We start from the raw sequence: 22447 nt of genomic DNA on the forward strand, positions 1-22447 counted from the left end.
GCTTTTCCCTCGACACGCCAATGCCACAACGCCTCAGAAAGTGTAGGCGACGCCCGCCTGCACTGTACGCGGTGCACCAGGATAGACGTAGTTGTTCCACGCGGCTTCGTCATAGCCTTTGTTGAACAGGTTCTTCACGTCCAGGTTCAGGCGCACGTGCTCGTTGACCTTGTAGTAGCTGAGCAGGTCGACCACGCTGTAGCGGTCCATGGTGTACGTGACGTTCTCGGTCTGGCCCTTGCGATCGTCCACGTATTTCACCCCGAAGCCCAACCCCAGCCCCTTGGCGAAGCCGTCCTGGAACTCATAGGTGTTGATCAGGCTGAAGCTGTTGCGCGGAATGTTGGCCAGACGCGTGCCGGTGGCCAGACGGTTGTCCTTGGTGACCTCGGCATCGACATAGGCGTAGCCACCGATGACTTTCCATGCCGGGGTGATGTTGCCGGTCACGTTCAGGTCCAGGCCACGGCTGCGGACTTCGCCGGCGGCCAGGTTGTTGGCGGGGTTGGCCGGGTCCAGGGTCAGCACGTTTTCCTTGACGATGTGATACAGCGCCGCGTCCACGCTCAGTTGGCGCTCCAGCGCCTCCCATTTGACGCCCACTTCATAGGACTTGCCCTTCTCTGGATCGAAGCCACCGCCACCGGCCGGTGTGCCGGTGTTGGGCTTGAACGAGCGCGCGGTGTTGGCGTACACCGCTACGGTGTCGGTCAGGTCGTACATCAGGCCGAAGCGTGGGGTGACGCTGTTTTCGGCCTTGGTGAAGTCGCCGGCGTTGTTCAGCTTGTTGTCGTAGTCGTGCTCGAAGCGCTCGAAACGCACAGCGGCCAGGGCCTTGAGGCGCTCGGTCAGGGTCACTTGATCCTGGATGAAGGCGGCCCAGGTCTGCAGGTTCTCTTTATCCCAGGTGGTGACGCGAGTCAGCGCGGGGCGCGGCTGGCCGAGGACGGGATTGTAGAGATCGATCGGATAGGTGCCGCGGGCCGCCGACGAGCGCTGAATGATCGAGTTGTAGTCGTAGTTCTCGTACTCGATGCCAGTCAGCAAGGTGTGACTGAAGCTACCCGTGTCGAAGTGACCGGTGAGGTTGAGCTGCCAGTCGCGATCGGTCCACTCCAGCTTGCGGTAGTTGAAGTTGCGCTGCAGCGTGTGGCCGTCGGCTGGGGCGCCGTTGGCCTCCACGGCGTTGCCCTCGAGCGAGCCGTCGAGGAACTGGAAACCGCCGCCCAGGGTCCAGCTATCGTTGAGCTGATGCTCGAAGCGCACCTGGGCCATATTGTTGTCGTTGTGCAGCAGGTTGTCGCTGCCCTTCTCCCACAGGTAGGTGTCGCGCGACAGGCTGCCGGTCTGGGTCGGGTAGCGCGGCAGGCCACGGTCCAGCGGATGATTGTTGCGCATGAAATCACCTTCGAAGGTGATCTTGGTGCTGTCGTTGACCTGCCAGTTGAGCACCGGCGCCACGTCATAGCGTTCGCCACGCACATCGTCGCGGAAACTGTCGCCGCCCTCGCCCAGCAGGTTCAGGCGGTAGGCCAGCGACCCGTCCTGGTTCAGCGGGCCGCTGGCATCCAGCGTGGCACGGTGCATGCCCTGGTCATCGAACTGGCTGCCGAGGGTGATCTTGCGCTCGGCCAGCGGCTGCTTGCTGACCACATTGAAGGTGCCGCCTGGGTCACCGCGGCCGTACAGCGCGGTGTTCGGCCCGCGAATCACCTCCAGGCGCTCGATGGTGTTGGCGTCGGGGGCGTTGGGGTAGCCGCGGTTGATCGGGAAGCCGTTGCGATAGAACTCGCCGGTGGTGAAGCCACGCACGGTGAACGTCGTCAGGCCCTGGCCACCGAAGTTGTTGGCCCGGCCTACGCCGCCCGCGTAGTCCAGCGCATCCTGCAGGCGCGTGGCGCCAATATCGTCCAGCACATCCTTGGGCACCACGCTGATCGACTGCGGCGTTTCGTGCAGCGAGGTGTCGGTCCGCGTGGCCGAGGCCGAGCGGCTGGCTCGATAGCCCTGTACCGGACCGTCGGCGCGCTCGTAGTCGCCAGCGTCGGCGTTGATGTTGACGGCGTCGAGTTCGACGTTACCAGTGGCAGACGGGAGTTCGGCAGCCAGCGCCAGGGGCGCAGCGGCGTTGAGCAGGCACAGCGAGACGATCATGCGACGCATCGATGGGGGTTCCAGACGAGACGATAAATGACAGGTGGGTGCAAAAGCGGCGAGATGCTATATGCAAATACTTCTTAGTTGCAAATATTTACATACACGCTTCGCCATGATCGTTTCTCAAGCCACCTTCGATGCTCGTCTCAGCGCGCATAGACCTTCCACAGCTGATCCAGACGTGTTGTATACGACGGGCTCATCAAGTCTCTGCGCATCGCCCACTCGGGCGCCAGGGGCACGCTGGCCGTCCTCAGGGTGCCTCGGCCGAATCGTCCATTGATCGCATCCACCACGCCCATCAGACGGCCATCTGCCTCAGGCTGCGCCAGCGTGAACAGATCGTCGGTGACCTCACCCGGCCGACACAAGTCCAGCAGCAGGACTTCGGCCTTGCTGTAGCGGTAGCCCTCGCGGTAGATCCGTTGCAACGCCTCGGTCGCCGAGCGCGTGAGCAGCAAGGTGTCGTTAGTGGCATAGGGCAACTGCACCAGTGCCCCTTGAGCATGGTGCCGTTCGCCCGTATTGAACATGCCGGTACGAATGCTGACCCGCAGTTGCCGGCACAACGATCCCTGGCGTCGCAGCTTTTCCGCTGCCCGGCCGGTGTAGGTGGCCACCGCCTGGCGAATGGGTTCGAGTTCGGTCTGGCGGGTACCGAACATACGGCTGCAGCAGATTTCCTGCTTGGGCGGTTCGGCGTCCTCCAGCGCCAGGCACGAAATACCACGCAACTCCCGAGCGGTCTTCTCGATCATCACGCTGAACGTGTCGCGCAAAGTCGGCGCGTCGGCCCGGGCCAGGTCCATCGCGGTGTGGATGCCCATGCCTTGCAGGTGCAAGGCCATGCGTTTGCCAATACCCCAGACCTCTCTGACATCGGTGTTGCGCAGCACCCAGTCGCGCTTGAAGTCCTCGGTGATGTCGACCACCCCGCCCGTCTGCCCCAGCAGACGCTTGGCCGTATGATTGGCCAGCTTGGCCAGGGTCTTGGTCCGGGCGATACCGACGCCCACCGGGATCGCCGTGCCCTTCATCACCTTCGAACGCACGGCCCGGCCGAAGGTGGTCAGATCACCCGGGACACCGCTCAGGTCGGCAAAGCATTCGTCGATCGAGTAGACCTCCACCGCCGGCACCTGTGACTCGATCAACGACATGACCCGCTCACTCATGTCGCCATACAGCGCGTAGTTCGAGGAAAACGCCACGACCCCGTGGCGGCGCAGCTTTTCCCGTGCCTGGAAATACGGCTCGCCCATCCTCACGAAGGGCTTGGCATCGTAAGACCGGGCGATCACGCAACCGTCGTTGTTGCTCAGCACCACGATCGGCACCCGCGCAAGGTCAGGCCGGAACACACGTTCGCAACTGGCATAGAAGCAGTTGCAGTCGATCAACGCGAACACCTGATCACTGCGCATGATCACGCACGCTGTAACGCACCACACCCCAGACCACCAACTCGTCGCTTTCCAGCACGTGCCGAGGCGGGTAAGCCGGATTTTCCGATTGCAGTATCACCATGCCTTCACGACGGAACAGGCGCTTGCACACCGGCTCGGTATTGAACGCGGCAATGACGATGTCGCCATGCTCGGCCTCTCGGCCACGGTCGACGATGACGATATCGCCGGAAAAAATCCCCGCGCCGCGCATGCTGTCGCCCTCCACTTGCACCAGATAGACATGCGGTGCGCGCAGGTCGAACAACTGATCCAGCGAGATGTGCCGCTCCAAGTGATCGTCTGCCGGCGATGGGAAACCAGCGGGCACCCGAAAGGCGTAGCGTGGATGCAGGTCGGGTCCGCCGGTCGGCGTACCCAGGAAGGTGATGGTCATGGTGTCGAACTCAGGGCAGACTGTATGCATATACAGTTAACTAGCCAGCAGCATGTCGGTCAATCGCAGGCCGACAAACGTAGAGGTCACCCATGTGCGGACGTTATTCGATCTATGAATCCATGGATCACTACCTCAAGCAGTTGTCATTGGACCTGGTGGTGATCAATGGCTACGACGACGAGCGAATCCATCGCTACAACGTCGCCCCGCGCAGCCGTGCGCCGATCATCCGTCCGGTGGACGACGGCGTGCAGGTGGACGACCTGCCCTGGGGCTGGGTGCCACGTTGGGCTCGCGACAGAGGCCCCGTGCCGATCAACGCCCGCGCCGAAACCCTCGGCAATGGCCGATTTTTCAGCAGGCTGTGGCCAGGCGGACGGGCCTTGGCGCCGGCCAGCGGCTGGTATGAATGGTCGGTGGCCGTACACGATGCCCGCAGCAAGCAGCCCTGGTACGTAAAGGCCGCCGAGGGTGAGCCGTTGTTCTTCGCCGCACTGGCCGAAGCCCCAGGCCATGACCTGGCCGATGTGCGTGAAGGCTTCGTCATTGTCACTGCGCCGGCCGATGGGCGGCTTGCGGATATTCATGGGCGTAAACCTGTGGTGCTGACGGCAGCGCTGGCACGTGAATGGATCGATCCAGCCACGTCGCTGCAACGGGCGCTGGAGATCGTGCATAGCGGCGGCAAGCCCGATACCGCGTTTCGCTGGCATGCCGTCGGTCATGCAGTGGGCAACGTACGCAATGAAGGGGCTCACCTCATCGAACCTCTCCAAACGCGTGGCAAAACACAGCAACAATGAATATTTACTTGTACAGCGAACTTTCCTTGTACAAGTCTCGTCGGAGCACTGATGCCGTTTGAGTATCAAACAGCCACTACCCGCATTGCGCGGGGCGAGGCGATCCGTCCGTGCTTTCGGGAGCCCTCCTTCGATGTTTGCCAACCTCAGTCTTCGCAAAAAGCTCTACGCCAGCTTCGCGCTGATCTTGCTGATCATCCTGGTGCTGGTACTGGCCGCGCTGCGTGGCTTCGATCAGGTCAGCAGCAGCGTCAAGCGCAACATCCACAGCTATGAGGTACTGAACCAATCGGGCGCGGTACTGCGCAGCCTGATCGACATCGAGACCGGCATGCGCGGCTATGCCCTGACCGGCCAGGACAGCTTCCTGACGCCCATGCATGCAGGCGAAAAAGGCTTCACCGATTATCACGATCAAATCAAGGCGGCGACCGCCGACAATCCCGAGCAGCAGGCGCGCCTGGAGCGTCTGCAGGCGCTGTATGGGCAATGGCTACAGGACGATATCCAATCCAGCCTGACCCTGCGCGAGCAGGTCAACCAAGGGGCTCAACCCTTCTCCGCACTGGCCGAGCAGATCGCCGCGGGCCGTGGTCGGGCGAAGATGGACGCCATGCGCGAAGTGATCGGCGAGTTGCGCGCCAGCGAGAAAGCCCTGCAAGACCAGCGCACCGCGTCGATGAACGACGCCAAGCGCGATGCGCTCGCGATCCTGATTGGCGGCGGCCTGGCCGCCGTGGTGCTGGCCATGCTCATCGCCTGGTCGCTGTCGGGCAACCTCAGTCGCCGCCTGGGTCAGGCGCTTGACGCTGCCCAGCGCATCGCCGAAGGACGTCTGGACAACGCCATCGACGGCAGCGGACGTGACGAGATCGGCACCCTGCTGCAGGCACTGTCCGCGATGCAGGCCCGCTTGCGCAGCATGATCGGTGAGATCCGTCAGGGTGCGGAGCAGTTGGTCAGCGCCTCGCAGAGCATCTCCAGCGCCTCGCTGCAGTTGTCGGCTTCGGCCCAGGAGCAGTCGCATTCGGCGTCGTCCATGGCAGCCACGGTGGAGCAGCTCACCGTCAGCATCAATCACGTCGCCGACAACGCTGGCGATGCCCACGCGCTGTCCAGCGAGTCGGGACGGCAATCCACCGAAGGCGGCAGCGTGATTCAGGAGACCCTGCAGAGCATGCGCCTGATCGCCGACACGGTGCAGGCCTCGGCCGGCCAGATCGGCGAACTGGACCAGCACGCCGAACAGATCTCCAGCATCGTCGGGGTGATCAAGAGCATCGCCGAGCAGACCAATCTACTGGCACTGAATGCGGCCATCGAAGCGGCACGGGCCGGTGAGCAGGGCCGCGGCTTCGCGGTGGTCGCCGATGAAGTGCGCTTGCTGGCGCAGCGCACCGCCAACTCCACCCAGGAAATCACCGACATGGTGAAGAAGATCCAGCTCGGCACCCGCGATGCGGTGAGCAGCATGGATGTGGGGGTGGAGCAGGTCAAAGGCGGCGTGGCCCTGGCGCAACAGGCCGGCGAAGCGATCGTCACCATACGCCAGTCCTCCGCCGACGTGGTCCGTGTGGTCGACCAGATCTCCCTGGCCCTGCGCGAACAGACCGCCGCCAGCCAGGATGTGGCGCGTAACGTCGAGCGCATCGCCCAGATGTCGCAACACAATAGCCAGGCGGTGGAGCAGACCAGCGAAACGGCGGGCGCGCTGCAGCGTCTGGCCCAGGGGCTGGAGCGGCAGGTGAATGTGTTCGTGCTGTGAGTTCGACGGCGCTGCGGTCCGAGCACAGCGTTGCAGCTCGTTCGGACCGCTGCTAGCCTCGGCCCTGCGCTGCGCACCCACCCGGCGCTGTCGAGTTCATCAAGGTTACCCATGAGTCATCGCGATCGCCTGGAAGCGACCTGCCCCCATTGCCAGGGGCAGGCCCTGTTCATCGAACCCTTCGAATTCACCACCGTTCTGCCAACCGATCAACCGGCACGTCGCTGGGGCGGCTGGTACGTGGTGGAGCGCTACCCGCAGTTGCTGCCATGGCAGGCGCCTGCCGGCAGTTCCAGCCAGCACCTGCTGCACGGTTCGAGCCACGGGCAGGGTTACGTGCCCCTTACCCGCGGCGTGGTCGAATGCCAGACGTGCCAGGCGCCTTTCGTTCACTTGCTGAACTGGCCCCAGGACGCCTGGTGGCAATGGTCGGTTCGCGGCAGGCTGCTCTGGGCCTGGGACCGAGACCATGCCCGGCGAATCGTCGAGTACGTGCGTGCCACCGATCGACCTCGGCGCGGTGTCTACGGCGACATCGCCAACCTGCCCGCCTACTTTCTCGCCGCCAAGCAGCGCGACACGGTGATCAAACTCATCGAGCGCACGCTGAACGCCACCCACTAGTGCGCCGCCCACAGGCTTCAGTGACAGGCGGCACTGGCGCTTGTGATTGCTGAACAATCTGTTGTGCGCCCTGGCCAGTGCCGTTGCCAGGCGAGCCGTGGTTTCGTTCAATGGCGCAGCCGGTTCCTTACCGGCACGGATTCAGACAGAACCATGAACACCCCGCGGAGCAGGCGCAATGATCATTCAGTTTCTTGGCAACGACAGCGCCCACAACCCGTCTTCGCGCACGTGCGATGCCTACCGCCTCGACGGCCTGACGCGCATGGACGAACTGTCGGCAGCAGGCCGCGAGATCGCTGCCCGTCACTCAGGCTGCACAGTGCTGTTTTCGCTGGATGACTTGCCCCAAGCGCTCTACACCAGCGGCCATGCACGGCTGTCTTCGAATCTCGACGCCGTGAGCGAGGCGGATCTGGGGCAATTGCCGCCCGAGTGCTTCGAGAACGGCCAGTACCTGGGTTACACCACCACCAAGGCAGAGTTCGCCCCTTGCCTGCGCATTCTTCTGCGCCAGGCGGATGCCCTCTCGTTCGAGGCCCTTTGTGCCCATGGCCTGACCCTGGATGACGCCGCGCTGGAGCATTGGCTGGCCTATCAAGCCAAACCGCTGATGCTGATCGATCAGCCCATGCTCGCGCTGGCGGCGCCAGTCGAGCAGCCTTGGCAGGCCCTGGCCGCGTTCCCCAATGGCTACTTCGAAAGCGACCTGGACCCTGCGCAGAACTGCGCGCTGGCCCGGCACCTGCAACAGACCCACGGTTATACCCTGATGGGGGTCGGTGCCTCGTACTTGGGCTTCACACGGGCCGAAGCGCCTGATGCAGCGCAAGCAGCGCGCGTTGCGGCAGACCTGTGCGCGCTGTACAACGTTCCGGCTGAACAGCACGAGGTACGACTGGACGCGCTGCGCGCCGGTATCGAGGGACGTTCGCACCTGTGGGTGCGCTATGTGGAGTGATCACTGCCGATGAATGCGGATACCCAGGCACTGGTGCATGTACTCGAACGCTTGGCCCTGTTGCTCGAAGGCGATGGCGACCAGCACTGGAGTCAATGGATGCGCCGGGCACGGACCCGTCTGCTCGCCGGTGACGGCGGCGGCGCGGACTTTCTGCTATCAGCCTACGGCGGCATGGGTTCGTTCAATGATGTGGTCCTCGGGCAGCATTACGACAGCAACGGCTTTTCCTGGAAGCCAGGGCATGTCGAGTTGAATGATCGATTCGACGAACTGCGTGGGGCGGCCTACACCTTGGCCCAGCAGATACGCCGCTCGCGCGCAGACACGCCCTGACCTCTCTCGCAATGCCGTCAGGGCGCTGTGGCAGACAGCTGCCGGATCATCGAGACGGTCAGGTACAGTCTCGGGGCGATACTCGACAGCTCGATGTATTCATCCTCGGCATGCAGGCCGGCCCCCACTACACCCAACGTCTCCAACACCGCCGGCTTGGCGCTGCCCGGCACATAGGCATAGCCGGCGTCGGTACCAAAACGCATGGCGATGGGTTCGATGCGCTTGTCGATCTGTCCGTAGAGCTTCTCGGCAGTCTTGGCCAGTTGCTCGGAACCGGCGTTTCTCGCCAGTGGCGGTCGCCCCTTGTCCAGACGCAGGCTGACTTCGGTGCCCTCGATCAATTGCGTGCGCACGATGCGTTGGGCATCGGCCAGCACCCGCTCGCTTTCACTCGCGTCCGAGTAGCGCATGTCAGCCTCGGCCGAGGCGCTGTCGGGAATGATGTTGCGCTTGTCTCCAGCCCTGAGCATGGTCCAGTTGACGGTGGTGCCCTTGGCGGGATCGCCGAGGTCCTTGAGTTGCAGCAACTGGTGCGCCAGTTCCATGGCGGCATTGCGCCCGGCTTCGGGTGCGGAGCCTGCGTGGGACGACGTACCCTTGACCTGCAGCAGCAAGCCGTTGATGCCGTTGGTGGCGACCGTCACGGCATCTTTGTCCGGCGGCTCGTACGAGAATACGTAGTCATGCTGGCGAGCGAGTTCAGCGATGAGCGCTTTCGAACCGGCCGAACCGGTTTCCTCGTCCGGGTTGAACAGCACGGTCAGCGTGCCGAAGCCTTTGAACTGCTCGTCCTGCAGCAGCTTCAGCGCATGCAGGATCATCGCCACCCCGCCTTTGGCATCGGCCACGCCAGGCCCATAGGCACGATCGCCCGCCACCTTGAACGGCCGCTTGGCTGCCGTGCCTGGCAGGAACACCGTGTCGTAGTGAACCATCAGCAGAAACGACTGGCTGCCCGTGCCCTTGAGCGTGCCGACAATGTTGTCGCCCGCAGAAGGATGGGCTGAGCGAGTCTGCACGTCGGCACCCAGCGCCTTGAGGCGTTCGACCAGCAGGTCACTGACGGTCTTCAGGCCTGAGGCCTGTCCGGTACCGGTGTCGACATCGACCAATTGCTGCACGGTGGCCAGATAGGCTTGCTGCTCGGCCTGGGCATGCTCGAGGCGTTGTGCGGGCGTGAAATCGGCGGCAAGTGCATAGAACGGCAGGCACGCAAGGCTAATGATGGCGCCACCTATTGAGCGTGGAGTGAGCATTTTCGATCCTTAATAAAAGTTACGAACATGCAGTTTTGACCATAGCCTGTTTTGACGCCAGTTTATTGGCTCAACTAACTGAATACATAAATCGTTACAGCATCTGCTTCATTAAACAGGTTGCACAAAAGATCAAGATGAGAGTGATAATCACGCGGTTAAAAAAATAAAAAAGAATGGAACGATTACTGAAGTGCCATTATCGAACCCTGCTGCTGATCATCCCACCAGCGAAGCGTTCGGCCCTCCAGGGTCGACGCAGCGCGGTCATGTACCCTTTCAAAAGCCGGGTACGTGGCGGATGGCGATTGACTGAATAATGACTGCCCACTCCGTTCAAGTATTGAGCTGACACTTAACTGCACCTAACTCGCCATGGAAAAAGGTGGGACGAATGTGCAAACTTAAAAGTATTCATGAGATGAATGTCCCTTCCGCCTATCATCGCCGATCGGATTTGCTAAGTGCCGAGATGGCCGAGATAGACAAGAACGAATCCATTACCGCCGTATTGCAACTCGCTGCTCAATTGACTGGCGTGCGCTACCTGGCGCTGCGCAAATCGAACCCCTCGCTCTGGCTCGGCTTCATGGAGAACCGCCAGATCGAACTGAGCTTCCATGGTCAGACCACTACCGTGTCGCAACTCGAGGCACTCGACAAGCTGCTGGGCAGCGGCGACCCGTCGCTGACCTCGGCGCCTGCCAAGTGGACGCCGCAGCCCCTGGCTGCGTTTGGCGCATCCACCATCGAAGGGTTGTTCACCACGCCTATTCATACGATCGACGGCACCAAGCTGGGCCTGTTGGTGGCCGCCAGCGATCTACCGCTGGGCCGACTGGAGGCAGAAGCCATTCAGAAAAACCTGAAACTGGTTGCCCGATTGACGGCCAGCATGAGGTCGGTGTTTTGAATACGACACCGCCGACTCAGCGCTAGGCAGCAAAACGGCGCGCGCATACGCTCATCCCCTCCATCATGAGGCGTGAGCAGGTTGCCACTTGCTGGAGAACTTATTGCACGGTTGTGCCACTCCCATAGACGCAATCGATTTACCAGGACAAACGATTCATCCGATAATGGCCAGACGCTATCGCCGCGTTCACGGCGATTTTTCCTACGTCTCGGTATCCTATGCTTCCCAGCAGCCACAACCTCGTCCTGGTAGCGTTCTCTCTGATTGTCGCCATTCTCGCCTCCTACACGGCGCTCAGAATGGCAGGACGTGTTGCCAGCTCGACGGGCAAGGCCGCAGGGCTTTGGCTGGCCGGTGGCTCCTTTGCCATGGGCTTCGGTGTCTGGGCGATGCACTTCATCGGCATGCTTGCCTTCGATCTGCCGATTCCTCTGGGCTACGACATTCCGCTGACCCTGCTGTCATTGCTCATCGCGGTGTTTTCCTCGGCCTTCGCGCTGTGGCTGGTGTGCCAGAACAACCTGCCGTGGATTCGCCTGGTGCTCGGCGGCCTGCTCATGGGCGCCGGCATTGCGGCCATGCACTACACCGGCATGGCTGCCCTGCTGATGCGACCAAGCGTGATCTACATCCCGTGGATCTTCATGTTGTCGATCCTGATCGCGGTGCTGGCCTCAGGCGCGGCGTTGTGGATCGTGTTTCGCCTGCGCAGGGGAGCCCGCGGCGAAGCCTGGGCCCGTATCGGCGCCTCGCTGCTCATGGGCTGCGCCATCGTCGGTATGCACTACACCGGCATGGCCGCGGCGCAGTTTCCACTGGGCAGCTACTGCGAAGCGTCCAACAGCGGTATCGACGTCAAATGGCTTGCCGTCGTCGTGATCGTCGTCAGCCTGGCCGTGCTGGCAATCGCGCTGATCGTGTCCGTGCTCGATGTGCGCAGCAACTTGCTGTCCCTCTCCCTGGATCAGGCCAACAGCGAGCTGCTGCAACTGGCGCTGCACGACAACCTGACCCGCCTGCCCAATCGACTGCTGCTCAACGACCGCCTCAACCAGGCCATTCACAAGGCTACGCCGCAGCAAGACCTGTTTTCGGTGTTGCTGATGGACCTGGATGGCTTCAAGGCCGTGAACGATGCTTATGGGCACCATGTGGGCGATCTTCTGCTGGTGCAGGTGTCCGAGCGCATCCTGGCCAGCAAGCGGCCGGAGGACACGGCTGCGCGCCTGGGTGGCGACGAGTTCGTATTCCTGATTCACCACCGCGAACCCGAAGACGCCGCGTTGTTCGCCCAGCAACTGGTCGAGTCGATTGGCCGCCCCTACAGCCTCGAAGGCCATGTCCTGCATATCTCGGCGAGCATCGGGATTGCGTTATTTCCCGACAACGGCCTGACGGCCCACGAACTGATGGTCAATGCCGACGCAGCGATGTACCACGCCAAGGAACTGGGACGTGCGGGGTACTGCTTCTTCGAACGCACCATGAACAAGAACGCCCATGAACAGATGCAGCTTCAGCACGACCTGCGCCTGGCACTGGAACGTGGTGAGTTCGTTCTGCACTACCAGCCCAAGTTCATCGCCGCTGACGGCCATATGGTCGGCGTCGAAGCCTTGGTGCGCTGGCACCGTCCAGGCTCGGGGTTAGTACCGCCGGACCGCTTCTTGCCGCATGCCGAACGAACCGGGCTGATCATACCGATCGGCAACTGGGTGATCGATGAAGCCTGTCGGCAGATGCGCCAATGGCACGATCAAGGCCATGACGGTTGGAGCGTGGCGGTGAACCTGTCGACGATTCAGCTGGCCCAGGCCGACCTGCTGGGGGTGGTGCGCACCGCACTGGAAAAGTACGCGCTGGCGCCGCAGCACCTGGTGTTGGAGGTGACCGAGTCCACCGCCATGCGCAACGCCGAAGCCAGCCTGGAGATCCTCGACAAGCTGGCCGAGCTCGGCGTGAACATCTCCATCGACGACTTCGGCACCGGCTACTCCAGCCTGCTTTACCTCAAGCGCTTTCCGGCCAACGAGTTGAAGATCGATCGCGGTTTCGTCAAGGAACTGGTCCAAGGCAATGAAGACGAGGCAATCGTCTCGGCCATCATCGCCCTGGGCCAGACGCTAAGCATGAAGATCGTCGCCGAAGGCGTGGAAACCCAGGAGCAGCAAGCGTTGCTCACGCGGCTGGGTTGCCATGCACTGCAGGGCTATCTGTTGGGCAAACCGCTGCCGGCGGCGCAACTGCTCGAGGCGCTCGCCGCCCAAGGGCGACGCCCCCTGGCAGCAGGCCCTGGTGACGACAGCGCGTCGATCACAGTTTCATGTTGAGCGAGACGAACGCCGAACGACCCGGCGCCGGTGAGAACATCGCCTGGTCGTCGCCGCCCCAGAAGAAGTTGTCGTACCAGACGTATTCGTATTGACGGTCCAGCAGGTTCTTGACCTGCAGATCGACGCTGGTGGAGGGGCTGAGGCGATAGCTGACGCTGGCGTCCACCACCACGAAACCGCCGTACTTGCCCTCCTCGTTCAACTCGTCGATGTAGTAGCTACCCTGCGCCCGGCCTTGTACGCCGAACTTCCAGTCGTCGTTGTAGCGATAGTCGGCGCCTAGGTTGCTGATGTAGCGCGGGGTGGAGAACACCTGTTTACCCGACAGCGATTGGCCGGAGGCCGAGAATGCCTTGACCACCTTGGCTTCCTGGATGGCGTGTGAGGCCCACACCGTCCATTGTTCGTCCAACTGCGCGCTGATCTGCATGTCCACACCGCGCCGACGGGTCTCGCCCAGCCCAACCGTGGTGCCGGTGCTGGGCATGTTCGCCACTTCGTCGGTGGCATCCTGTTGCCACAGCGCAACGCGTGCCTGCGCGCCCGGGAACGGTTGGAACTTGATGCCGACCTCCTTGCCCGTATTGATCGATGGATCGTAGGACGTCTGCCCCGGGGTCATGTAGGCCGGTGCGGTGGAGCCGGTGAGAATCTGGAAGGTGCGCCCCCAGTTGGCGTACACGTCGATCTCGGGGGTGAGGCTGTAGATCACGCTCAGCTTGGGCTGACGAATCCAGCCGTAGTCCTGCAGCGAGGCCTTGGCGCCACCGAGCAGCTCGGTGTTGCCGGAGAATTTGTCGACACGCATCGCCGGGATGATCTTCAGCGCATCGGTGGGCTGGATCACAGCCTGCAGGTAACCGCCGATGTTGCGCAGGGTGTAGCTGTCATCGTTCTGCACGCGGGCGGGCCTGACATCGAAGTCGGTCGGCACGCCATAGCTGTAGCGCAGGCGACGGTACGCATTGTCCTGTTCTTCGTAGTTGATGCCGCCATCGAGCGTCAGGTGCTCGTTGGCGCGCCAGGTCAGGTTGCTGAGCATGCCGCGCTGCTGTTCGTCCCACTGCCGACGTTGGCGCGGGGCATTGCCTGGACGGTAGTCGGTGAAAGTAATGGTGCGGTCGTCGTTGTAGCTGTTGTAGTACAGCTTGCTGCTCAGGCTCAGGTCGTCGTTGAGCTGCCAGTCGGTGTGCAGGCTCAACTGCTTCATGTCGCGGTCATCGCCATCGTTGCCGTTCTTGTCCGGTGACTGGGTGCGGCTGGCGTGCATCTGTTCGCGGGTGAGAAAGCCGGGCTCCTGGGCCTGATGGTGGTACAGGCGGGCGATGAGGCCGACGCGGAAATTCTGTTCGTCGTTGCTGAGGAACCACTTGCCGCCCAGCGCGTACTTGTTGGAGTTGCTGTGGTCGCGGTAGCCGTCACTGTCCTGCTTGGCGAGGATGTAGTTCTGGGCGAAATTGCCCTCCTCGCGGCCGATTGCCAGTTGCACCTCACGGGTATCGAAGCTGCCGTAGGTGAGGCGACTGTCGGTGTAGTTACCGCCCTGGCGGGTGGCGAAGTTGATGTTGCCACCGATGTTGTGCAGCCCATAGCGCGGGTCGTTGGTGCCGCGCACCACTTCGATGTACTCGATGTCCAGCGGGAAGACCATGTCGATGAAACGTTGGTTGCCGCTGTTGACGTTGCTTGGCACCCCATCGATGAGGGTCTTGATCCCATTGATGTAGCCCTCGCCGTTGAACGCGCGGAACGTGACCTTGCCCGACTCTGCGCCCTGCCCGGTTTCGGTGAGTTGAATCCCCGGCATCTGTCCCAGCAGTTGCCAACTGTTCATCACGTTCTTGTCCTGGACCTGATCGCCACCCAGCACATCGACCGATGTCAGCACATTTTCGGTGCTCAAGGCGCTACCAACGCCGGCCGCAGCCGTATGGGTAATGTTCACATCGCCGAGGACGATGGTGGAATTGCCGGTCGGCTCGGCGAACAAGTCAGGGGAGACCATTGCCGTGAAGATGGCAAGGGAGGCCGGGGTGAATCGCATGGAAGCTCCTGGTGTGCGGGGTGCAGGCGCGGGTTGAGCGCACGTTATAGAGGGACAGGTCTAAGCCTGCCTTTCGAAAATACGTTATATCATAACGGCATCAAATCGATACGATTTAGCTCAGTCGGAAACGCTTGGATGTTTTGAGTGACTAAGCCAATGGCAGATGGCTAGTGCCCGCCAAACGATGGGTGTAGATTGCGCCATGTTTTGCCATTCACTGACGATGCCGGACACCTGGGTGCCAAGTGCCGCCATGATGATTCCCCGCCCGTTCGCTCGACTCATCAATCCAACGCCGGATGCTCTCTATGCCCCACCTGTCGCCTGACGAAATCGTACGTGCCGCTCTGCAGATTTCGCATACCCGGCTGCGCAGACAGCATGAGTTGGTCGTTGGCTTTGCAGTGCAAGCGCTGACCCTGACCTCGCTCGATGACTTGCTGACACAAGCCTGTGAAACGGCGGCGCTGGGGATGGACACGCCTTTTGCCAAAGTCCTGCAACCCAACGACGACCACTCGGCCTTTCGCCTGACCCACGGAGTCGGCTGGAAGCCCGCCGATATCGGCAACGCGGCGGTCGGGTCCGACGAAGCCAGCCCAGCGGGCTATGCGTACACCACGAGCCGGCCGGTCATTTCCAACCACCTGGGTCAGGAGTTGAGGTTCAGAACCCCTGCCCTGCTCAACGAGTACGGTATCGAGCGGGCCATCAACGTTCCAGTGCGGGGCACAGCGGGCATCTTCGGCGTACTGGAGGCAGACAGCCGTGACGGCGATGACTTCATCGAGAGCGACGTGGTGTTTCTCGAGGGGCTGGCCAACATCATCTCGATGGCCGTCGAGCGTCTGGCGACGAAAGAAGAGGCCAACTCACCGCATGCCTATTCGGAAAGTGTGCTCAATGCCAGTCCCGACTGCGTGAAGATTCTCTCGCGCACCGGTGAAGTGGAGTTCTTCAACGAGGCGGGGTTGTGCCGGATGCAGATCCGCGACCTCGCCGACATCGCCGGCAAGCCGTGGATCGAACTGTGGCCTGAGTGCTCGAAACAGGTGATCGAGGACGCGCTGGTGCGCGTCGGTAATGGCGAATCGGTGCGCTTCGAATCGTTCTGCCCGACGGCCAGAGGCGAGCCACGATGGTGGGATGTCACGGCTGCTCCGGTGCTTGATCCGCACGGTGAGATCGACAAGATCATCGCGGTCTCAAGGGACATCACCGAGCGCCATGAGCAGGAAGTGCGGTTCGCCGCTTTGATCGAGGCGCAAAACACCAAACTCACCGAAAGCGGCCTGCATGTGGCCGAAACCCATCACCGTGTGAGAAACAGTCTTCATCTGGTGAACAGTCTGTTGCTGCTGCAAGCCAATCTGTCGATGGAGGAAGCCGTCCAGACCCAACTGCAGATCGCGGCCAATCGGGTGATGACCATCGCCAATGTGCATGAACATCTGTATCAGGATGCTCACTGCGCCGCCCTGAGTGCGCCGGCGTACTTGCGCTCATTGTTGTCCGATATCCGAACGGCCTTTGGCGAACCGCACATCGAGTGGTCGGTCGACGACTTCCAGTTGCCCCCGGAGCGCATGGCGCCGCTCGGACTGGTGGTCTCGGAACTGGTCACCAACGCGTTGAAGTATGGTCAAGGCAAGATCACCGTCACCATCGAGCGCGATGCCGAAGATGCGCGCATCAAGGTCACGGACGAAGGCACCGGCTTTCCAGAGTCTTATCCGAAACCGAGCGGAACCGGGCTCGGCATGCGGTTGGTCAAGAGCTACTCCGGGTACGGGGAAGAGGCCATTACCTTGGATCGCTCAAGTGGCTTGAGCAGTATCGAAGTGCGCTTCAAAGTGTGAGGCGACTGCTGTCTCAAGCCTGTTTAACTGAACTTTAGGCACCGGCCAAACTTGGCATCGCACCGGGTGCTCAATGTAAAGAACTGTGCGCAGTTTATGGCACGGCACTGTGCTGCGCCGATAACTTCATGCGCCTCTCCAACGTGGCGCCCAACACAAAAATATTTGCCGAGCACTAAAACGCGGAGTCCTCCCGTTCGTGACCTTGAAAAAAACGTGCGTCGACGGCTTAAACTTTTCTTCATCCTCACCTTAAGCGTTCCTTAAGCAACGCCCACCTAGCATGGCGCCGGTCATCACACCCACCTAGAACGGGACACGTCCATGTTGAATGAAGCCTCAGAAATCCGCCCGAGCTCTGCACTTGGAAAGCAACTGGTCATCGAACTTTACGACTGCAACGACGCACGTTTCGACGATATCAAATGGATCGAAGACAGCATGTTGCAGGCGGCCCGCGAAGCCAACGCGACGATCGTCACCTCCACCTTCCACAAGTTCAGCCCTATCGGTATTTCCGGCGTGGTGGTCATCGCCGAATCGCACCTGGCCATCCACACCTGGCCTGAATACAAGTACGCCGCCATCGACGTCTTCACCTGCGGCGATGTACTCGACGGCGCCCAGGCCGTGCGCGTGCTGAGCGAGCGGCTGGGTAGCCAGCGTCACATCATCTCCAGCATGGACCGCGGGCTGGAAGGGCACCGTGTGGGCATGGTCAACCGTACCCTGAGCGGGGCAGGCGCGATCAACGACGACAGCCCGACGCTGCGCTGGGCCATCGGCTCGGAGCAAGGGGGCGCACGATGAGTTCGCTCAACGATCAGCCTGCCCGCGCGCAACAGATCGACCCGGACCGCTATGACGTCGACCTGAAGTACCTGGTCCCAGAGGATGTCGCCGGCACCCTGCCCGCGCTGCCACCGAACCACTTCTACTTCTACCCGCCGGACCCTGCGCGCGAAGGCGACAGCGCGATCACGGCCCTGGAAAACAGCGATCTGTTCGACAGCTATCTCTATGGCGTGCGCCGGGTGCTTTACCAGGGCCGTACGGCCTGGCAGAACATCCTGATCGCCGACACCTACAACTACGGCCGCGTGTTGATGATCGATGGTGCGATCCAGAGCGCTGCCAGCGACGAGTCGCTGTACCACGAGCTGCTGGTGCAGCCGGCGATGCTGGCCCACGATGAGCCGCGCGATGTCCTGATCATCGGCGGCGGCGAAGGCGCCACGTTGCGTGAAGTGCTGTCGCACGCCAGTGTCCGCCGCGCGGTGATGGTCGATCTGGACCAAGAGCTGGTGGAGCTGTGCCGAGCCCATATGTTCCAGTGGCACCAGGGCGCGTTCGACGACCCGCGCTGTGAGTTGGTGACGGCCGATGGCAGGGCTTACCTGGAAAATGACGCGTCGCTGTACGACGTGGTCATCATCGATGTCGTCGACATGCTCGACAACGGTCCGGCGCAGGCGCTGTACACACGCCAGTTCTACGAACTGCTGCATTCGCGTCTGCGCCCAGGCGGCGTGGTCGCGGTGCAAGGCCTGGAGTTCTCCCACAGCGACGACAAACCCCATGCGGCACTGGCGCGCACGCTGCGCAGCGTCTTCAGTCAGGTCCACAGCTACCGCGCTGCGGTACCCTCGTTCCTGGCGTCGTGGGGCTTCCTGCTGGCGTCGGACTGGGTGGACCCTGCTCACTGGCAGGCCGCCGATCTGGACCGTCGCATCGAACGCAAGCTCGGCCTGACCTGGCTGGACCACCTTGAAGGGGACTACCTCAAGGCGTGCTTCGTGATGGACAAGGAAACACGCTTCCTGATGGCTCAGCCCGGGCCGTTGCTGGAAGACGGCGTCACCTTCGTCGCCCCGCCCGACATCGAGGAAATCGAGTTCGGACCGACTCAGTTCCCAGCCCTCAAGGCCTATTGAAATGACCGCGCCACACGCCCTGCCGGCCACGGACCTGTCCACGCCCAGCGCTTGCGTGCTGCATCGGGTGAAGTTCATGCCAGGCGTTGCCGTGCAGGCATCGGCGTCGCAGTGCCTGGCACAGTTCGACGATCCGTACCCGACGCACGCCGCCCTGCTGCAACGTACCCCCATGACCGCCCTGCAGGCCTTGCCTGAAGACAGTGCAGCGGATGAACTGCTGGTGGTGTTTGCGGCGGCCGGCCTGCAGACCAGTCACGCCTGGCGCCAGCACCTGGAAGCCTGGATGAGGACCGACGAGGACGTCGATCAGCCAACGCTGGAGACGATGTCCTTTGGCGAGCGCATACTCTGGCGGCCTGGGCGGGCGCTGATTATCGGCAACCCAGAGCGCTGCACGGAACTGCTCGCCGGGATCGTCGCCTTCAGTTGGTACGAAGGTGGCTTGCGGCGTTTGGAAACGGAGATCGCGGCCTCCTGGAGCACCGCCGATGACGACATCGAACTGACACAATTGCCGCAGAAACGGCACCAGGCCCGCGCACACCACGTCGATGCGTGCGTGACACGGACCACGCGTTGGCGTATCGCCTACACGCGTCTGGAAACCCGCCTGGAAAAAGCGCCCACGGGCCTGAGCAGTGCGGTGCGCAGGCTCTACAATGAGCTGGCCATGCAAACTGAAGTGCACGATCGTCTGGTCAGCGTCGACGATCGCATCGAAGTGCTGCAGGACCTGTACGAACTGGCCACCGATCGACTCAGCGAGCATCGCCATGTGCTTGAGGAGCTGCGGGTGGAGTGGTTGATCGTGGCGCTGTTGCTGGCAGAGGCGGCGCTGAGTATCTGGGGATTGCTGACGTAGCGAAGAAGGCTAGAGCATGCGCGTACTACTCGTTGAAGATGACTTGCTGTTGGGCGATGGCATTCAGTTAGGTCTGCGCCAGGAAGGCGACCGGGTCGAATGGTTGACCGACGGCTTGCTGGCCAAACAGGCGCTGGCGACCGATGAGTTCGACCTGGTGATTCTCGACATCGGTTTGCCACGATGCAGTGGCCTGGAGGTGCTGCATGAACTGCGCAACCGCGGCTCCAAAGTGCCGGTCTTGCTGCTCACGGCCAGGGATGAAGTGGCCGACCGCGTGAAGGGGCTCGATTACGGCGCCGACGACTACCTGACCAAGCCCTTCGACTTCGAAGAATTGCTGGCCCGCATCCGCGCCCTGGCACGTCGCGCGCTGGGCCGTGCAGTGCCGCAACTGATCCACGGCAACCTGTGCCTGGACCCCTCGACGCATACCGTGACGGTGGACGACGACCCGATCAACCTCGCACCGCGCGAATATGCACTGTTGCGTCTGCTGCTGGAGAACAAAGGCAAGGTGCTGTCGCGCGCTCAACTGGAGAGCAAGCTGTATGGCTGGAGCGGGGATGTCGAAAGTAACGCCATCGAAGTTCACGTGCACCACGTACGACGCAAAACTCACAACAGCTTGATCCGGACCGTGCGCGGAATGGGATATACCATCGCCGAAGAGAAAATGGGCTAGCGTCGATGCACGTCGGATCGTTCAAGTCATTCAGTCGCACAACGACGCACAAGCCGTCGGTGCGCAGGCTCTTGCTGGCGTGGTTGCTAGGCAGCTTCGTCGTGACCTGGTTGATGGTGATCGCCTTCACCTACTACTTATCCACGAACAAGATCGAGCGCTTCTTCGATGAGGACATGCTCGACTTTGGTCAGGCTGCGCTCAACATCCTGTCGGTTGCCACCCGCGATGAGCGACTTGGCCGCAGCGCAGACGTCACGCAACAGACCATCGAAGCCAGCCGCGAAGCGATCAAAGGCCTGCCCCTGCTGCATCGAGGCGGGGTACTGGCCTATACGCTGTGGCAAAACGGCGAGGCGGTGCTATCGAGCGCCAACATGCCCGAAGGTTTCACCCACGCCCCGGACGGCTTCAGCTCGCTCAAGACAGCGAATGCCCAGTGGCGTGTGCTGAACATGCAGCAAGGCGAGATGAACGTGTGGGTCGGTGAGAACATCAGCTATCGCCGCCATACCATCAACACACTGCTGATCTATGCGCTGTTTCCTCTACTGCCGGCCTTTCCCCTACTGGCGTTGATGATCTGGTTCAGCGTCTCCCGTGGCTTGTCGCCGCTGCAGGCGATGCAGGAAGAAGTGCACAAGCGCTCCGATCGGAACCTCGAGCCGATTGCCCTGACCCGTGTGCCCGTCGAGGTCCACGGGCTGGTCGGCGAACTCAACCTGCTGCTCGAGCGTCTACGCAACGCGCTGGAGGCCGAGCGCCGCCTGACGGGTGATGCCGCCCACGAAATTCGCACTCCACTCGCCGCCTTACGCACCCATGTACAAGTGGTGCTGCGCTCCACCGATCCTCAGTTCCAGGCGCACGGCCTGCAGCAAATCAACCGCAGCGTGACCCGTATCACCACACTGATGGAGCAGATTCTGCTGCTGGCGCGCTTGGACAGCGATGCCTTGATCGAAGAATTCTATCCGGTGGACTTGTCGACCGTGGCCGAGGCGGTGGAGGCCGATCTTGCGGTTCAGGCCTTCGACAAACGCATCAGCCTGTCGCTCGATCAAACGCCCGTCAGGATCATCGGTATCGAAGTGTGGCTGAAGATTTTGCTGAGGAACCTGGTGAGTAATGCGATTCGCTATACGCCTGCCGGTGGCCATGTCAGCGTGCGGGTCGAGCACCATGACCCGCATGCCGTGGTGTCGGTCATGGACGATGGTCCGGGGATCACGGCCGAAGAGGAAAAGGTGATCTTCAAACGGTTTTATCGGGGCTCTGCGGCCTCAGGGGATGGGCAAGGCAGTGGGCTGGGCTTGCCCATCGTCAAGCGGATTATCGAAGTGCACAAGGGTACGATCGTGCTGTCGCAGGGCTTGCACGGACGGGGACTGGGCGTGACGGTAACGCTGCCGAAAAGAATCTAGAACGCTTCACTCTAATGCTTAGGAAACTTCACCGTGATCCACATTGATGACAACACCCACGTTGCCTTGGCCGATACGCTGTTCGTGTTTGCGCTCGAAGCGGAAGCCGCCGATGCATTCAGCCACGTCGATGCGGTATTCACCGGTATCGGCAAGGTCAATGCCGCCATTGCACTGACCAAGGCCCTGCAGACACGCAAACCCAAGCTGATCGTCAACCTCGGCTCCGCTGGCAGTCCGCGTTACGGCAAAGGTGAGCTGGTATGTTGTACGCGTTTCGTGCAACGGGACATGGACGTCACGCCCTTGGGCTTCGCCCGCTACCAGACACCCTTGACCAACGTGCCGGTGATTCTGGAGCAGGGATTGTCACTGCCCGGGATCCCATTGGGCACCTGCGGTACAGGTGATAGCTTCGAGACCAATCACGGCGATGCGCCCTATGACGTTGTGGACATGGAAGGTTATGTCCTGGCGCTGATCGCTCGCGAAGAAGGCATTCCGTTCCTGTGCCTGAAATACATTTCCGATGACGCGGGCAGCGAGGCGGCAGACGATTGGTCGGTGCAGGTGCACCTGGCGGCGCAGGCGTTTGGCAAGGTGTTGTTTGCCCAGGCGTGAATCGAAAGACGTT

The 22447-nt window shown here is 61.8% G+C and carries 18 protein-coding genes and 2 pseudogenes; 15 read left to right on the top strand and 5 right to left on the bottom strand.

Annotation, left to right across the window (positions count from 1 at the left end; translation table 11 throughout):
- Positions 1 to 33: 33 nt before the first annotated feature.
- From NJ69_RS10275 to NJ69_RS10285, 3 genes are all read right to left on the bottom strand, one after another.
- Complete coding sequence (locus tag NJ69_RS10275; protein ID WP_039578711.1) at positions 34 to 2163, bottom strand: TonB-dependent siderophore receptor; 2130 nt, start codon at positions 2161 to 2163, stop codon at positions 34 to 36.
- Positions 2164 to 2303: 140 nt separating this feature from the next.
- Complete coding sequence (locus NJ69_RS10280) at positions 2304 to 3581, bottom strand: Y-family DNA polymerase (RefSeq protein ID WP_039583227.1); 1278 nt, start codon at positions 3579 to 3581, stop codon at positions 2304 to 2306.
- Positions 3571 to 3999: a LexA family protein gene (locus NJ69_RS10285; protein WP_029612044.1), complete on the bottom strand. Its 429-nt coding sequence runs from the start codon at positions 3997 to 3999 to the stop codon at positions 3571 to 3573. The genes NJ69_RS10280 and NJ69_RS10285 overlap by 11 nt, the downstream gene beginning before the upstream one ends.
- Positions 4000 to 4091: 92 nt before the next feature.
- On the opposite strand from NJ69_RS10285, the gene NJ69_RS10290 reads away from it, so the two are divergent.
- The 6 genes and pseudogenes from NJ69_RS10290 (at position 4092) to NJ69_RS10310 (ending at position 8491) form a co-directional block, all read left to right on the top strand.
- Positions 4092 to 4805 carry an SOS response-associated peptidase gene (locus NJ69_RS10290; RefSeq protein ID WP_039578714.1) on the top strand — a complete coding sequence of 238 codons (714 nt, stop codon included), beginning with the start codon at positions 4092 to 4094 and terminating at the stop codon, positions 4803 to 4805.
- Positions 4806 to 4938: 133 nt separating this feature from the next.
- Positions 4939 to 5712: pseudogene (locus NJ69_RS23170) on the top strand (CHASE3 domain-containing protein); the annotation flags it as partial.
- A 267-nt stretch (positions 5713 to 5979) separates the two neighbouring features.
- A pseudogene (locus NJ69_RS23175) lies at positions 5980 to 6570 on the top strand (methyl-accepting chemotaxis protein); the annotation flags it as partial.
- A gap of 111 nt (positions 6571 to 6681) precedes the next feature.
- On the top strand, positions 6682 to 7194 hold the full coding sequence (locus NJ69_RS10300; RefSeq protein WP_039578720.1) for a hypothetical protein: 513 nt from the start codon (positions 6682 to 6684) through the stop codon (positions 7192 to 7194).
- 178 nt (positions 7195 to 7372) lie between these two features.
- Positions 7373 to 8155, top strand: coding sequence for a DUF4253 domain-containing protein (locus NJ69_RS10305; RefSeq protein WP_039578721.1), 783 nt, complete (start codon positions 7373 to 7375; stop codon positions 8153 to 8155).
- A 9-nt stretch (positions 8156 to 8164) separates the two neighbouring features.
- On the top strand, positions 8165 to 8491 hold the full coding sequence (locus NJ69_RS10310) for a DUF6966 domain-containing protein (RefSeq protein WP_029612039.1): 327 nt from the start codon (positions 8165 to 8167) through the stop codon (positions 8489 to 8491).
- 17 nt (positions 8492 to 8508) lie between these two features.
- Here NJ69_RS10310 and NJ69_RS10315 read toward each other — a convergent pair whose 3' ends face one another.
- On the bottom strand, positions 8509 to 9750 hold the full coding sequence (locus NJ69_RS10315) for a M20/M25/M40 family metallo-hydrolase (RefSeq protein WP_039578724.1): 1242 nt from the start codon (positions 9748 to 9750) through the stop codon (positions 8509 to 8511).
- Positions 9751 to 10144: 394 nt separating this feature from the next.
- On the opposite strand from NJ69_RS10315, the gene NJ69_RS10320 reads away from it, so the two are divergent.
- On the top strand, positions 10145 to 10663 hold the full coding sequence (locus NJ69_RS10320; RefSeq protein ID WP_155290532.1) for a hypothetical protein: 519 nt from the start codon (positions 10145 to 10147) through the stop codon (positions 10661 to 10663).
- Between the two features lie 221 nt (positions 10664 to 10884).
- On the top strand, positions 10885 to 12996 hold the full coding sequence (locus NJ69_RS10325) for a putative bifunctional diguanylate cyclase/phosphodiesterase (protein ID WP_052192092.1): 2112 nt from the start codon (positions 10885 to 10887) through the stop codon (positions 12994 to 12996).
- Here the strand turns inward: NJ69_RS10325 and NJ69_RS10330 are convergent.
- Positions 12980 to 15043 carry a TonB-dependent receptor gene (locus NJ69_RS10330; protein WP_039578729.1) on the bottom strand — a complete coding sequence of 688 codons (2064 nt, stop codon included), beginning with the start codon at positions 15041 to 15043 and terminating at the stop codon, positions 12980 to 12982. The two genes, NJ69_RS10325 and NJ69_RS10330, sit on opposite strands and share 17 nt — an antisense overlap.
- 311 nt (positions 15044 to 15354) lie before the next feature.
- Here NJ69_RS10330 and NJ69_RS10335 point away from each other — a divergent pair, with 311 nt between their 5' ends.
- The 7 genes from NJ69_RS10335 (at position 15355) to NJ69_RS10365 (ending at position 22434) form a co-directional block, all read left to right on the top strand.
- A complete protein-coding gene (locus NJ69_RS10335; protein WP_039578731.1) occupies positions 15355 to 16905 on the top strand; it encodes a sensor histidine kinase in 1551 nt (516 codons plus the stop codon).
- Positions 16906 to 17229: 324 nt separating this feature from the next.
- On the top strand, positions 17230 to 17715 hold the full coding sequence (speD, locus tag NJ69_RS10340) for an adenosylmethionine decarboxylase (RefSeq protein ID WP_029613004.1): 486 nt from the start codon (positions 17230 to 17232) through the stop codon (positions 17713 to 17715).
- The gene (locus NJ69_RS10345; protein WP_052192094.1) at positions 17712 to 18839 is read left to right on the top strand and encodes a fused MFS/spermidine synthase; all 1128 of its coding nucleotides are present in this window, start codon (positions 17712 to 17714) and stop codon (positions 18837 to 18839) included. Before speD ends, NJ69_RS10345 begins: the two co-directional genes overlap by 4 nt.
- Before the next feature lies 1 nt (position 18840).
- On the top strand, positions 18841 to 19704 hold the full coding sequence (locus NJ69_RS10350) for a hypothetical protein (protein WP_039578734.1): 864 nt from the start codon (positions 18841 to 18843) through the stop codon (positions 19702 to 19704).
- Between the two features lie 16 nt (positions 19705 to 19720).
- Positions 19721 to 20389 (top strand): response regulator, encoded by a 669-nt coding sequence (locus NJ69_RS10355; RefSeq protein WP_039578736.1) that lies wholly within the window; start codon positions 19721 to 19723, stop codon positions 20387 to 20389.
- A gap of 59 nt (positions 20390 to 20448) precedes the next feature.
- Positions 20449 to 21813: a sensor histidine kinase gene (locus NJ69_RS10360; RefSeq protein WP_039583230.1), complete on the top strand. Its 1365-nt coding sequence runs from the start codon at positions 20449 to 20451 to the stop codon at positions 21811 to 21813.
- Between the two features lie 33 nt (positions 21814 to 21846).
- On the top strand, positions 21847 to 22434 hold the full coding sequence (locus NJ69_RS10365; protein ID WP_039578738.1) for a nucleosidase: 588 nt from the start codon (positions 21847 to 21849) through the stop codon (positions 22432 to 22434).
- The last annotated feature ends 13 nt before the right edge of the window (positions 22435 to 22447 follow it).

Source organism: Pseudomonas parafulva (assembly GCF_000800255.1).
GTDB lineage: Bacteria > Pseudomonadota > Gammaproteobacteria > Pseudomonadales > Pseudomonadaceae > Aquipseudomonas > Aquipseudomonas boreofloridensis.

Coding starts and splice junctions, on each gene's coding strand:
- NJ69_RS10325 (WP_052192092.1), top strand. CDS start 10,885: ATGCTTCCCAGCAGCCACAACCTCGTCCTGGTAGCGTTCTCTCTGATT.
- NJ69_RS10315 (WP_039578724.1), bottom strand. CDS start 9,750: ATGCTCACTCCACGCTCAATAGGTGGCGCCATCATTAGCCTTGCGTGC.
- NJ69_RS10285 (WP_029612044.1), bottom strand. CDS start 3,999: ATGACCATCACCTTCCTGGGTACGCCGACCGGCGGACCCGACCTGCAT.
- NJ69_RS10345 (WP_052192094.1), top strand. CDS start 17,712: ATGAGTTCGCTCAACGATCAGCCTGCCCGCGCGCAACAGATCGACCCG.
- NJ69_RS10300 (WP_039578720.1), top strand. CDS start 6,682: ATGAGTCATCGCGATCGCCTGGAAGCGACCTGCCCCCATTGCCAGGGG.
- NJ69_RS10350 (WP_039578734.1), top strand. CDS start 18,841: ATGACCGCGCCACACGCCCTGCCGGCCACGGACCTGTCCACGCCCAGC.
- NJ69_RS10330 (WP_039578729.1), bottom strand. CDS start 15,043: ATGCGATTCACCCCGGCCTCCCTTGCCATCTTCACGGCAATGGTCTCC.
- NJ69_RS10335 (WP_039578731.1), top strand. CDS start 15,355: ATGCCCCACCTGTCGCCTGACGAAATCGTACGTGCCGCTCTGCAGATT.
- NJ69_RS10305 (WP_039578721.1), top strand. CDS start 7,373: ATGATCATTCAGTTTCTTGGCAACGACAGCGCCCACAACCCGTCTTCG.
- speD (WP_029613004.1), top strand. CDS start 17,230: ATGTTGAATGAAGCCTCAGAAATCCGCCCGAGCTCTGCACTTGGAAAG.
- NJ69_RS10320 (WP_155290532.1), top strand. CDS start 10,145: ATGTGCAAACTTAAAAGTATTCATGAGATGAATGTCCCTTCCGCCTAT.
- NJ69_RS10355 (WP_039578736.1), top strand. CDS start 19,721: ATGCGCGTACTACTCGTTGAAGATGACTTGCTGTTGGGCGATGGCATT.
- NJ69_RS10280 (WP_039583227.1), bottom strand. CDS start 3,581: ATGCGCAGTGATCAGGTGTTCGCGTTGATCGACTGCAACTGCTTCTAT.
- NJ69_RS10310 (WP_029612039.1), top strand. CDS start 8,165: ATGAATGCGGATACCCAGGCACTGGTGCATGTACTCGAACGCTTGGCC.
- NJ69_RS10275 (WP_039578711.1), bottom strand. CDS start 2,163: ATGCGTCGCATGATCGTCTCGCTGTGCCTGCTCAACGCCGCTGCGCCC.
- NJ69_RS10290 (WP_039578714.1), top strand. CDS start 4,092: ATGTGCGGACGTTATTCGATCTATGAATCCATGGATCACTACCTCAAG.